Here is a 12,087-nt window from a genome sequence, read left to right as displayed (position 1 = left end):
ACCGGGGCGGCGGCAACCGGCGGCGGCGCGTCGGGCGTCGCGGCCGGCGCGGGGGACGTGACCGGCGGCGGCGGTGGCGGCGGCTCGGCGGTGACGATTTCCGTCTCCACCTCCGGCGGGGTTTCCCATTCGGCCACCATCGCGGCCAGGGTCGCATTCGCGCCTTCCAGCGACACGGCGGCATCGCCGCCGACCCCGCCGGTCTCGGCGCCGCCCTCCCGCCAGGGCATGTCGGCGAAGATCGCCAGATGGGCGATCAGCGCCAGTGCGGTGCATCCGGTCAGTTCGGCCAGCGTGCGGCGGTTCATCTCACGGCCGTCACGATCTCTGCCCGGCGGATCCCCGCCTCCGGCAGTTTCGCCATCAGGGCGGCAAGTTTCGGGGCGGGCAGGCCGGCATCGACCCGGATCTGCAGCGGCGCAGGGGCCGCGCAGGGCTCGGGGCAGGGCGGCATCGCCGCCTTCAGCGCGGCCAGCACCTCATCGCCGCCGGCATGTTCGCGGAACCCGTAGCGGCCTTCGGCATCCACGTGCAGGACCATCTCGCCCTCGGGGCGGGCATCGCTTTCCGAGGCGGGGGGATCCACCTCGAACGGGGCGGGCGGGGCGATCTGCGCCGTCATCAGGAAGAAGATCAGCAGCAGGAAGACCACGTTGATCATCGGGATGATGCTCTCGGCGGGCTGCCGTTTCTGGGGCTGGGCAAGGCGCATCGGCTATTCCACCAGCACCAGGTTGGCATAGCCCGCGCGGCCGAGCAGCTCCATCACCTCGACGAGGCGCTGGACATCGGCCTCTTCGCCGGCGCGCAGCACGACCGGGTCCGCCGGGGTCTCGGTCAGCTCGGCCAGGGCGGCGGGCAGGGCCGCGGGCTCCAGCGCGCGGCCGTTCAGGGCCAGGCCGTCAGGCTCCACCTGCACCAGCCGCGGCGGGCCGGACCAGCCGCTGCCGCCACCGCCCAGGCCCAGCGGGATCTGCATGTCCATGCCGAAGCGGGAGGCCAGCATGAAGAACACCAGCAGCAGGAACACCACGTCGATCATCGGCGTGAGGCTGGGGCGGCGGCTGCGCCGCCTCGTGGTCAGCGACATGCTCATTCGGCGGCGGCCCGGAATTGCGCGGCACGGGCGGCGGCGCTGTCGCGGCCGAGGAAGACGCGCGTGCCGATATCCTCGAAATCATGGGCAAGCCGGTCGCAGACGCTTTCCAGCCAGCTCAGCGCCATGGTGGCGGGGATCGCCACCGCCATGCCCGCCGCGGTGGTCAGCAGAGCCTCCCAGATGCCGCCGGCCAGCATCGAGGGATCCGCGCGCGAGCCGGCTTCCTGCAGCGCCTGGAAGGCCGAGATCATGCCGATCACGGTGCCCAGAAGACCCAGCAGCGGCGCGATCGTGGCGATCAGTTCCAGCAGCTTCAGCCCCGAGCGCGCCTCGGCCAGCAGGCCGCGGGCCACGCGCTCCATCTCCGCCTCGGCATCGTCGTCGGAATAATGGTCGCGGGCAATGGAATCATAGGCCGTCACCAGCAGGCGCGCGCGGGCCGAGCTGCGTCCGGCGACCAGCGCCCTGGCCTGCAGCGTGTCGCCCTGGTGCCAGGCGGCGAGGCTTTTCTCGCTGCGCCGCTTTGCCGACCAGGCGCCCATCGCCGAAAGCCGCAGGACGCGCCACAGGATCACCGCCACCGTCAGCACCGACAGGATGGCGATGGCCCAGACCACGGCGCCGCCCTGGTTGAGGAAATCCAGCGCCTGCGCGGCCGGGTCGCCGGCCCAGCCGGGCAGCTGCGCCAGCGCCTGGTCGACCGGCCCGTCGGGAAGCGCAGGCGCCTCGGGCGCCGGCAGGCCGGTCTCGGCGGCGGGGATGTCGGTGGCGGGCTGCTCCGCAGTCGCTGCACCGGGCGCGGCAGTCTCGGGCGCGGCGGCACCGGGCTCGGCAGCCTCGGGCGGCGTTCCGGCCTCGGAGGGGGCCGTCGGCAGCTCCGGCGATGCCGGTGCGGACGGGGTCGCGACGGAATCCGCATCGCCGGGCGTTGCTGCTTCGGGCATGGCGGCAGCGGGCGCTTCGGCCGGCGCCGCCTCCGGCGCGGCCCCGGTCGCGGAGGGTGCCGCGGTTCCGGTCCCGGGCGGTGTGTCCGGGGCCTCCGACAGCTGTGCCATTTGCAGGAGGTCGGGACCTTCGGGCTGCTGGGTCGGGGTCGGGTCCATGGTATACTCCGGTCTGTCCGTACCCGCGCGGGTCGCGGACCCGGATCTGACACGGCACGGCATGATGGCTTACTGACCGGGATGGCGGCGACGCGCGGGCGTCATGGCTCTCTCCGGCTGATCGGAGGCGCAGGCCGCCCCCCGTTTCGCGAGCACCTTACCTAAATAGTCGGAATAACGTCAAGACGCGGGGCCGCAGCGCAGCAATCTGCCGGCGGGGTCACAGGTAGCCGGCGCTGCGGAAGCTCAGCTCGACCGATCGGCCGATGATGAGATGATCGTGGAGCGTGATGCCGAGAACCTCCGCGGCCTGCTGGATCCTGACGGTCATGGAGATGTCCGCCTCCGAGGGCGTGGGATCTCCCGAGGGGTGGTTATGCACGAGGATCAGGGCGGAGGCGTTGAGTTCCAGCCCCCGCTTGACCACTTCGCGCGGATAGACGGGCACATGGTCCACCGTGCCGCGGGCCTGTTCCTCGTCGGCGATCAGCACGTTCCTGCGGTCGAGGTAAAGCACGCGGAACTGCTCCGTCTCCAGATGCGACATGGTGGTGTGGCAATAGTCCAGCAGCGCATCCCAGGAACTGACGACGCGGCGCTTCATCACCTTGGCGCGGGCCAGCCGGTGGCTTGCCGCCTCGACGATCTTGAGTTCCACGACCACGGATTCGCCGACGCCGCGCACCGCCATCAGCCGTTCCTTCGGCGCGGTCAGCACCCGGGCGAAATCGCCGAACGTGTCCATCAGGCGCCGTGCCACGGGTTTCACGTCGCAGCGCGGAATGGCGCGGAACAGGATCAGCTCCAGCATCTCGTAATCGGGCATCGCCTGCGCGCCGCCTTCCATGAATCGCTGCCGCAGGCGCTGGCGGTGATCCTTGATGTAGGAAGGCAGCTTGCCGCCGCGCGAACCGGTGACGAAAAGTTCCTGCCCCTCGAACAGGGGCAGCATCGGTTCGCGGAATTCGGGCGGCTCGGACATGCCACCGGTCTGCCGCGGACTTGCTGAATTTTAGGTTAATCAACCATGACGAAAAGCGGGGAGGCCGGGTTTCCCGGCCTCCGTTCAGCCCTTCATGCTGTCCCAGAAGTTGCGGACGGAATCGAAGAAGCTGTTGGCCTGCGGGTTGTTGTCCTCGCTCAGCCGCTCGAACTCCCGCAGCAGGTCCTTCTGCTTGGAGGTCAGGTTGACCGGGGTCTCCACCACCATCTCGATGAACATGTCGCCGGCCGCACCGCCGCGCAGGGCGGGCATGCCCTTGCCGCGCAGGCGCATCTGCCGGCCTGACTGGCTGCCGGCGGGGACCTTCACCCGCGAGCGCCCGCCATCGATGGTCGGCACCTCGATATCCCCGCCAAGCGCGGCGGTGATCATCGAGACCGGCACGCGGCAGGCCAGGTTGGTGCCCTCGCGCAGGAAGATCGGGTGATCGGCCACTTCGATGAAGATGTAGAGATCGCCGGTCGGACCGCCGCGCAGCCCTGCCTCGCCCTCGCCGGCCAGACGGATGCGGGTCCCGGTCTCCACCCCTGCGGGGATGTTGACCGAGAGGGCCTTCTCCTTCTCCACCCGGCCCTGGCCGTGGCAGGCCTTGCAGGGATTCTTGATGATCTGGCCGACGCCGCCGCAGGTCGGGCAGGAACGTTCGACGGTGAAGAACCCCTGCTGCGCGCGGACCTTGCCCATGCCGTTGCAGGTCGGGCAGTTGACCGGCTCGGCGCCGCCCTCGGCCCCGGTGCCGCTGCACACGCCGCAGGGCACGGCCGTGGGCACGGTGATGGTCTTCTGCAGCCCGCGATAGGCATCCTCCAGCGAGACGCGCAGGTTGTAGCGCAGGTCCGCGCCGCGCACGGCGCGCTGCCTGCGGCCGCCGCCGCCGCCGCGCTGCTGGCCCATGAAATCGCCGAACAGGTCGTCGAACACGTCGGAGAAGGCGGAGGCGAAATCGGCATTGCCCGCCCCCGGACCGCCCGGACGGCCCCCGCCCCCGCCCATCCCGCCTTCGAAGGCGGCATGGCCGAACCGGTCATAGGCGGCCTTCTTGTCGGCATCCTTCAGGACCTCGTAGGCCTCGTTCGCTTCCTTGAAGCGGGCCTCCGAGTCGGGGTTGTCGGCATTGCGGTCGGGGTGATGTTCCTTGGCCTTCTTGCGATAGGCCTTCTTGATCTCCTCCGCGGAGGCCCCCCGGGCGACCCCCAGGACATCGTAGTAATCTCGTTTCGCCATGGGCTTCTATCCCTCTCGAAAACGCGCGGAACCGGCCCGGCGGGCCGGACCGGTTCCAGGAAGAAGGATGGCGGCTTAGGACCGCTTGTCCTCGCCGAGATCCTCGAAATCGGCATCGACGATATCCTCGTCGGATGCGTCACGCTCGGTGCCGGAGGCTTCGGGGTCGAAATCGGCCTCGCCTTCCTTGCCATCCGCCTGCTGGGCGCGATAGATCGCCTCGCCGAGCTTCATGGAGGCCTCGGTCACGTTCTGGATGCCCGAGCGGATCTTGCCGGCATCCCCGGAGCCCATGACATCCTCCAGCGCGCTGATCGCCAGCTCGATCGCCTCGACCGTGGTCGGGTCGACCTTGTCGGAATGCTCTTCCAGCGACCGCTTGGTCGAATGGATGAGGCTCTCGGCCTGGTTGGTGGCCTCGACCAGGTCCTTGCGGGACTTGTCGGCCTCGGCATTCGCCTCGGCGTCGCGCACCATCTGCTCGATCTCGTCATCCGACAGGCCGCCGGAGGCCTGGATGGTGATCTTCTGCTCCTTGCCGGTGCCCTTGTCCTTCGCCGTCACGTGCACGATGCCGTTGGCGTCGATGTCGAAGGTCACCTCGATCTGGGGCAGGCCGCGCGGGGCCGGCGGGATGTTCTCCAGGTTGAACTGGCCGAGCATCTTGTTGTCGGCCGCCATTTCGCGCTCGCCCTGGAAGACCCGGATCGTCACCGCGTTCTGGTTGTCCTCGGCGGTGGAGAAGATCTGCGACTTCTTGGTCGGGATGGTCGTGTTGCGGTCGATCAGCCGGGTGAAGACGCCGCCCAAGGTCTCGATGCCCAGCGACAGCGGCGTGACGTCCAGAAGGACCACGTCCTTCACGTCGCCCTGCAGAACGCCGGCCTGGATCGCGGCGCCCATGGCCACGACCTCGTCGGGGTTCACGCCCTTGTGCGGCTCCTTGCCGAAGAACTTGGTCACTTCCTCGATGACCCTCGGCATGCGGGTCATGCCGCCGACCAGGACGACCTCGTCGATATCGGAGGTCGACAGACCGGCATCCTTGAGCGCCGCCTGGCAAGGCTTCATCGAGTTCTTGATCAGGTCGCCGACCAGCGATTCCAGCTTGGCGCGGGTCAGTTTCATGACCATGTGCAGCGGCTGGCCGCCATTGGGCGACATCGAGATGAACGGCTGGTTGATCTCGGTCTGCTGGCTGGAGGAAAGCTCGATCTTGGCCTTCTCGGCGGCTTCCTTCAGCCGCTGCAGCGCCATCTTGTCCTTGGTCAGGTCGACGCCGTGCTCTTTCTTGAACTCGTCGGCCAGGTACTGGACGATGCGCATGTCGAAGTCCTCGCCGCCGAGGAACGTGTCCCCGTTGGTCGATTTCACCTCGAACAGGCCGTCATCGATTTCCAGGATGGTGACGTCGAAGGTGCCGCCGCCGAGGTCATAGACCGCGATCGTCTTGCTTTCCTTCTTGTCCAGGCCATAGGCCAGCGCGGCCGCGGTCGGCTCGTTGATGATCCGCAGCACTTCGAGGCCCGCGATCTTGCCGGCATCCTTGGTCGCCTGGCGCTGCGCGTCGTTGAAATAGGCCGGGACGGTGATGACCGCCTGGGTCACCTGCTCGCCGAGATAGGACTCGGCGGTTTCCTTCATCTTCTGCAGGATGAAGGCGGAAATCTGGGAGGGCGAGTACTTGTCGCCGCGCGCTTCCACCCAGGCGTCGCCATTGCCGCCGTCGATGATGGAATAGGGGACGATGTTCTTGTCCTTGGTGACCTCGGCATCCGTCACGCGGCGCCCGATCAGGCGCTTCACGGCGAAGATGGTCGCTTCCGGATTGGTGACCGCCTGGCGCTTGGCCGGCTGGCCGACGAGACGTTCGCTTTCGGTGAAAGCGACGATCGAGGGGGTCGTCCGCGCCCCTTCCGCATTCTCGATCACGCGGGCCTGGGAGCCGTCCATGATGGCCACGCAGGAATTGGTGGTCCCCAGGTCGATACCGATGACTTTAGCCATGCTGTCTTACCTCTTCTCTGGCGATGTGCGGGGCTGGCCCGTCAAGGCGCCGATCCCCGATCCCTGATAGTTCCGGCCCCCGTGCCCGGATATTGGTCACGCAACCGTGCATCGGGGGTCGATTGACGGGTATATAGGGAGGTGTCCCTGATGCTGCAAGCGATCTGCCCGACAGGATTCTGCATCACCCGGGCGCGGTAAAGGGAGGGTTTCATGGAACTCGGCGATGTGGGGATTTTCACTGCCGCGCTGGATCGCGCCGCGCAAGAGGCGATGGTCGCGGCGGTGCGGCAGGTCGTGGCGGAGGCGCCGCTTTTCCATCCCGAGACGGCGCGGGGCCGACAGATGTCGGTGCGCATGACCTCCTGCGGGGCATGGGGCTGGGTCAGCGACCGGCGCGGCTACCGCTATGAACGCTGTCATCCGGCGACGGGGCGGCCCTGGCCGGCCATCCCGGAATCCGTGATGGATCTTTGGCGCCGCTTTGCCGGGGCGGGGGCGCGCGATCCCGAGAGCTGCCTGGTGAATTTCTACGGCGAGGGCGCGCGGATGGGGCTGCACCAGGACCGCGACGAGGCCGATTTCACCCAGCCGGTCGTCAGCCTGAGCCTCGGCGATGACGGGCTGTTCCGGGTGGGCGGATCCGGCCCCGGCGGGCCGACGCGCTCGGTCTGGCTGAAATCGGGCGATGTCGCGGTCCTGGCCGGTCCCGGCCGGCTGGCGCGTCACGGGGTGGACCGGATCCGCTTCGGCTCCTCGGGGCTGCTGGCGCAGGGCGGGCGGCTGAACCTGACGCTGCGGGTGGTGAGCTAGCCGCGCGGGGTCACGGCGCCGATAGCGCGCAGCAGCCCAGCCGCAGATGCACCGCACCCGCGGTTTCGGCCAGGGACAGCACCGCCGAAAGCCCGAAATGCCGGTCGCTCATCCCGTCGGAGCAGGCCTCGTTGCGCACCGCCAGGTGGCCGCGCAGCTCCTCGCCGACGAAGGTCCACAGGCGGGTATGCCCCCCCGGTCCCGTGGCCGCGTCCGATCCGGTGATCTGAAGCGGCGCCTCGGGATGCTCGGGGCGCTCGAACTCGGCGAAGAAGGCCGATGGCATGTTCAGCCCCCAGAAGGGTTCGGTGCCGTAGCAGCGCATCGGCAGGCCTTCGTCGGCAGGCGGCTGCAGCCGGGTCAGCCCGGCGGCGGGCAGCCAGGCCACCCCGGCGCCGCGCCCGGCCTCGGCCCACAGTCCATCCTCGGAAAAGCCGAGTATCTCCAGGTCCTTGCCGGCCTGGGCGAGACCGGCCTCGGGGGCCGCGGCATCCGGCGCGGCACGCAGCACTGTCTCGGCCGCGAGCCGATGGCGGGCCGGCAGCCGCCCTTCCGCGCGGGCGGGCGGGAAGATGAAGGCCGACGCCAGCGCCAGCAGGAACACACAGAGGGTCTTGGTCATGGCACGGGTCCGGGGATCTGCCGGCAGCTGCCGGGCCGGGTCACCATAGCCGCAGCGCGCGGGGCTGGCCATCCGCGGCGCGCCGCGACCAGTCGTCCCTGTCGTGCCTGCCGCCTTGCCGCCGCGGCGCATCCGCGGCTAGCTTCGCCGAAACGAACAGGCCTGTGCATGTGGAGAGTGACGGATATGGATTACGGCAAGCTTGAAGTGGTGATGCGCAGGCTCGCGCTGGAAGCGGGCGAGATCATCATGGGGATCTATGGCGAGGATGATTTCTCGGTCGAGGCCAAGGATGACGACAGCCCGGTGACCAAGGCCGACAAGGCGGCGGATGCGCATATCTCGGCCGGTCTGCGCGCGGCCTTCCCCGACGTGCTGCTGGTCACCGAGGAGCAGGCCGCCACCCATGGAGAGTCGGCCGCCAGCTTCCTGATCGTCGACCCGCTGGACGGCACCAAGGAATTCATCAAGCGCCGCGGCGATTTCACCGTGAACATCGCCTATGTCGAAGACGGCATCCCGGTGCGCGGCGTGGTCTATGCGCCGGCGAAGGACCGGCTGTTCTACACGCGCGCCGACGGCCAGTCCGTGGAGGAGGCCGATGCCCGGCTCGACGCCGCGGGCACGGTCGTCACCATGTCCGTCTCGGCTCCCGACACCGGGGCGCTGCGGGTGGTGGCGTCGAAATCGCATCGCGACCAGGCCACCGACGACTATATCGGCAAGTACAGCGTCGATGACATGAAGAGCGCGGGATCCTCGCTGAAATTCTGCCTGGTGGCGACCGGCGAGGCGGATCTGTATCCGCGGCTGGGCCGCACGATGGAATGGGACACGGCGGCGGGCCATGCCGTCCTGGCCGGGGCCGGGGGCGAGGTCGTGCGCTTTGACGATCACACGCCGCTGCGTTATGGCAAGGCGGATTACGCCAACCCGTTCTTCATCGCTTACGCGCCGGGGATCGAACTTCAGCAGGCCTGAATGACCTCCATCATCATCATCCCGGCGCGCTATGCGTCGACCCGCTATCCCGGAAAACCCCTGGTCGAGCTCAGGGATGCAGACGGGGTGGCGAAAAGCCTGATCCGGCGGTCCTGGGACGCCGCCATGGCGGTCCGGGGCGTCGACCGTGTCGTCGTCGCCACCGATGACGACCGGATCCGCACCCATGCGGAGGCTTTCGGGGCCGAGGTGGTGATGACCTCCGAATCCTGCCGCAACGGCACGGAACGCTGCGCCGAGGCGCTGGCGGTGCTGGGCGGCGGCTACGACATCGTCGTGAACCTGCAGGGCGATGCGCCGCTGACCCCGGCCTGGTTCGTCGAGGACCTGATCGCGGGGCTTTCGGATACGCCCGCGGCCGAGGTGGCCACGCCGGTGCTGCGCTGCGACGGCGCGGCGCTGGCCGGGTTCCGCGAGGACCGCAAGGCCGGGCGCGTCGGCGGCACCACGGCGGTGTTCCGCGCCGACCGCATGGCGCTGTACTTCTCCAAGGAAGTGATTCCCTATTCCGATGCGGTGCCGACGGACGGGCCGGAGACCCCGGTTTTCCACCATGTCGGCGTCTATGCCTACCGCCCCGCGGCGCTGGAAGCCTATGGCCGCCTGCCGGTCGGGACGCTGGAAACGCTGGAGGGGCTGGAGCAGCTGCGCTTCATGGAGAACGGCCATCCGGTCCTGTGCGTCGAGGTGGAGGCCCGCGGCCGCCAGTTCTGGGAGCTGAACAATCCCTCGGATGTGGCGCGAATCGAGGCGATGCTGGCGGCGCAGCCCGGCGCATGATAGAATTCCGGCAGCCTCCTGCCGAATTAGCGGCAGTCTGGGGGGCCGGACCGCAAAGGAGTTGTCTCCCGCCGGGAGTTCTTTCACGATAATTTCAGTGGGGACGGAACGAACAGCCGATACCGGCGTTCCCGTCCGGAGTGCGTAAATTGAAGAGCAAGGGCAAGGTCATGAAACACAAGGTAACCAAAGCCATTTTCCCTGTTGCCGGGATGGGGACGCGGTTCCTGCCCGCCACCAAGTCGATCCCCAAGGAAATCATGACGCTGGTCGATCAGCCGCTGATCCAGTACGCGATCGACGAGGCCCGCGATGCGGGGATCGAGGAATTCATCTTCGTGACCTCGCGCGGGAAGTCCGCGCTGGAGGATTATTTCGACGGCGCGCCCCAGCTTGAGGCGACGCTCCAGCGCAAGGGCAAGACCGCGCTTCTGGACCAGCTCAAGCGCACGGACATGGAAAGCGGTGCCATCGCCTATGTCCGCCAGCGCGAGGCCCTGGGCCTGGGCCATGCGGTCTGGTGCGCGCGGCGCCTGATCGGCGGCGAGCCCTTCGCCGTGATCCTGCCCGATGACGTCATCAAGTCCGACAAGTCCTGCCTGGCGCAGATGGTCGAGGCCTATGAGGAAGTCGGCGGCAACATGGTCGCCGCGATGGAAGTCCCGATGGACAAGATCTCGTCCTACGGCACGCTCGCCATCAAGGAGGACATGGGCCACATGGTGAAGGTTTCCGGCATGGTCGAGAAGCCCAAGCAGGAAGAGGCCCCTTCCAACCTGGCGGTGATCGGCCGCTACATTCTCGATCCCTCCGTGCTGAACAATCTCGACGAGATGAAGATCGGCGCGGGCGGAGAGATCCAGCTGACCGACGCGATCGCCGAGGAGATCGAGGGCAGCGGCGTCTATGGCTACCGCTTCCGCGGGGAGCGCTACGATTGCGGCTCCAAGGCGGGGTATCTGCAGGCGACCGTGGCCTTCGGGATGGAACGCGACGACCTGCGCGACGAATTCACGTCCTTCCTGCAGGATTTCGTGGGCGAACGCCTCGCCGCCGAGTGACAGGCGCCGCCGCCGCGACCCGCTGATCCGGGCGCCGTCCTTCGGGGCGGCGCCTTTTTCGTGTGGGGTACCGTTGCGCGGCCGCGCGGAACCCGGCCGGGACCGTCCCGTCGGGGCTCAGGCCGCCTTGGTGTTCTGCAGGTCCGTCAGGATGGTATAGAGCGTGTCGGGGTCGTCATTGGCGCGAAGCTTGGCGCAGGTCGAGCTGTTGCGCATGATCCGCGACACGGCCGCCAGCGCCTTCAGATGCGCGACGCCGCAATCGTCCGGGGCAAAAAGCGCGAAGACCAGGTCCACCGGCTGGCGGTCGATGGAATCGAAGGGCAGCGGACGTTCCAGCCGCAGGAACACGCCCGAGACCTTGCTGAGCGTGCCCAGGCGGGCATGGGGGAGGGCGACACCCTCTCCCACGCCGGTTGGACCGATGGATTCGCGATCCTGAAGCGCTTCCACAGCGTCATCGGCACTGATGCCGTAACAATCGGCGGCAATTTCCGCCAGTTCCTGCAGCAGCCGCTTCTTGCTGGTCATCCCGCCGATGGATTTCACCGCGGCAGGTGTCAGTAGGGAGGCTAGTTCCATCTATCCACTTTCTCGCGCGCTGCGCGATCGTTCACACCGTGTTGCTGGGATCGATCCAGCCGATGTTGCCATCGTCCCGGCGATACACCACGTTCACTCCGCTCGTGCCCTCGTTGCGAAACACCAGGATCGGCGCGCCGACGAGTTCCATCTGCATGACCGCCTCTCCGACCGAAATGGAGGGGATGCGCGTCTCCATCTCGGCGATGATAACGGGCTGAAGCGAGCTGGGTTCCTCGAGATCCTCGCCATCCGCTTCGGCGGCGATCACATACGACGAAGCCCCGAAAGCTTCAACCGGCTCCGCGCGCTTGACATGATGATCCTTCAGGCGGCGCTTGTAGCGGCGCAGCTGCTTGTCGAGCTTTTCCAGGCAGGCCTCGAAGGCGCCGTAGATCTCGGTGCCCTTGGCCTTGGCCTGCGATGTCAGTCCGGTGGAGAGATGCACCGTCGCCTCGCACACGAATTCATGCGCGTCACGGGAGAAGGTCAGGATCGCCTCGGTGGGACGCTGCGAGTACTTGGTCATGACCTCGTCGAGCGCCTCCTCGACATGGGTCTGAAGCGCGTCACCGACGTCGATCTGCTTCCCGCTGATTTGGTATCTCATAACACCTCCTTATGCTCGGGGCTGTGAACCGGCCGGGTCCGTCACGTGCAGGACCGGGGGGCCGGGGATTGGGCTGCGCCTGAGGGAGCGGGCATCCGCTGCGACCTCGATACAGGCGCCGGAAGACGACAGGAGGACATAGGCATCGTCGAACATGCAGCCATTTGGCTCCACCTCACCT

General features: G+C 67.9%; 13 protein-coding genes and 1 pseudogene. 4 read left to right on the top strand and 10 right to left on the bottom strand.

The window, feature by feature from the left end; genetic code table 11:
- From ICN82_RS12195 to dnaK, 7 genes and pseudogenes are all read right to left on the bottom strand, one after another.
- Positions 1-308: pseudogene (locus tag ICN82_RS12195) on the bottom strand (hypothetical protein); the annotation flags it as partial.
- Positions 305-712 carry an ExbD/TolR family protein gene (locus ICN82_RS12190; protein WP_193183130.1) on the bottom strand — a complete coding sequence of 136 codons (408 nt, stop codon included), beginning with the start codon at positions 710-712 and terminating at the stop codon, positions 305-307. The gene ICN82_RS12190 and the pseudogene ICN82_RS12195, both read right to left, overlap by 4 nt.
- Before the next feature lie 3 nt (positions 713-715).
- Positions 716-1,090, bottom strand: coding sequence for an ExbD/TolR family protein (locus tag ICN82_RS12185; protein ID WP_330998999.1), 375 nt, complete (start codon positions 1,088-1,090; stop codon positions 716-718).
- A gap of 2 nt (positions 1,091-1,092) precedes the next feature.
- Positions 1,093-2,202, bottom strand: coding sequence for a MotA/TolQ/ExbB proton channel family protein (locus ICN82_RS12180; RefSeq protein WP_226898455.1), 1,110 nt, complete (start codon positions 2,200-2,202; stop codon positions 1,093-1,095).
- Positions 2,203-2,422: 220 nt separating this feature from the next.
- On the bottom strand, positions 2,423-3,184 hold the full coding sequence (gene radC, locus ICN82_RS12175; protein WP_193183126.1) for a RadC family protein: 762 nt from the start codon (positions 3,182-3,184) through the stop codon (positions 2,423-2,425).
- Between the two features lie 84 nt (positions 3,185-3,268).
- Positions 3,269-4,429, bottom strand: a complete 1,161-nt coding sequence (dnaJ, locus tag ICN82_RS12170; protein ID WP_193183123.1) for a molecular chaperone DnaJ — start codon at positions 4,427-4,429, stop codon at positions 3,269-3,271.
- Positions 4,430-4,504: 75 nt separating this feature from the next.
- The gene (gene dnaK / locus ICN82_RS12165) at positions 4,505-6,436 is read right to left on the bottom strand and encodes a molecular chaperone DnaK (protein ID WP_193183121.1); all 1,932 of its coding nucleotides are present in this window, start codon (positions 6,434-6,436) and stop codon (positions 4,505-4,507) included.
- 213 nt (positions 6,437-6,649) lie between these two features.
- Here dnaK and ICN82_RS12160 point away from each other — a divergent pair, with 213 nt between their 5' ends.
- Positions 6,650-7,249, top strand: a complete 600-nt coding sequence (locus ICN82_RS12160) for an alpha-ketoglutarate-dependent dioxygenase AlkB (protein ID WP_193183113.1) — start codon at positions 6,650-6,652, stop codon at positions 7,247-7,249.
- A gap of 10 nt (positions 7,250-7,259) precedes the next feature.
- Here the strand turns inward: ICN82_RS12160 and ICN82_RS12155 are convergent, their stop codons facing one another.
- A complete protein-coding gene (locus ICN82_RS12155; RefSeq protein WP_193183111.1) occupies positions 7,260-7,871 on the bottom strand; it encodes a hypothetical protein in 612 nt (203 codons plus the stop codon).
- A gap of 186 nt (positions 7,872-8,057) precedes the next feature.
- Here ICN82_RS12155 and cysQ point away from each other — a divergent pair, with 186 nt between their 5' ends.
- The 3 genes from cysQ (at position 8,058) to galU (ending at position 10,714) form a co-directional block, all read left to right on the top strand.
- Entirely contained in the window at positions 8,058-8,852 is a 795-nt protein-coding gene (gene cysQ / locus ICN82_RS12150) for a 3'(2'),5'-bisphosphate nucleotidase CysQ (RefSeq protein WP_193183140.1), read from the top strand.
- Positions 8,853-9,653: a 3-deoxy-manno-octulosonate cytidylyltransferase gene (locus ICN82_RS12145; RefSeq protein ID WP_193183109.1), complete on the top strand. Its 801-nt coding sequence runs from the start codon at positions 8,853-8,855 to the stop codon at positions 9,651-9,653. It abuts the gene before it with no gap.
- Between the two features lie 170 nt (positions 9,654-9,823).
- The gene (gene galU / locus ICN82_RS12140; RefSeq protein ID WP_193183107.1) at positions 9,824-10,714 is read left to right on the top strand and encodes a UTP--glucose-1-phosphate uridylyltransferase GalU; all 891 of its coding nucleotides are present in this window, start codon (positions 9,824-9,826) and stop codon (positions 10,712-10,714) included.
- A 117-nt stretch (positions 10,715-10,831) separates the two neighbouring features.
- On the opposite strand, the gene ICN82_RS12135 is transcribed toward galU, so the two are convergent.
- Both ICN82_RS12135 and hpf read right to left on the bottom strand, forming a co-directional pair.
- A complete protein-coding gene (locus tag ICN82_RS12135; protein WP_193183105.1) occupies positions 10,832-11,296 on the bottom strand; it encodes a PTS sugar transporter subunit IIA in 465 nt (154 codons plus the stop codon).
- 31 nt (positions 11,297-11,327) lie between these two features.
- Positions 11,328-11,906 (bottom strand): ribosome hibernation-promoting factor, HPF/YfiA family, encoded by a 579-nt coding sequence (hpf, locus tag ICN82_RS12130; protein ID WP_193183103.1) that lies wholly within the window; start codon positions 11,904-11,906, stop codon positions 11,328-11,330.
- Positions 11,907-12,087 lie beyond the last annotated feature (181 nt).

The organism is Mangrovicoccus algicola (genome assembly GCF_014903745.1).
Taxonomy (GTDB): domain Bacteria; phylum Pseudomonadota; class Alphaproteobacteria; order Rhodobacterales; family Rhodobacteraceae; genus Mangrovicoccus; species Mangrovicoccus algicola.
This window is presented reverse-complemented; position numbering and strand designations above follow the sequence as displayed.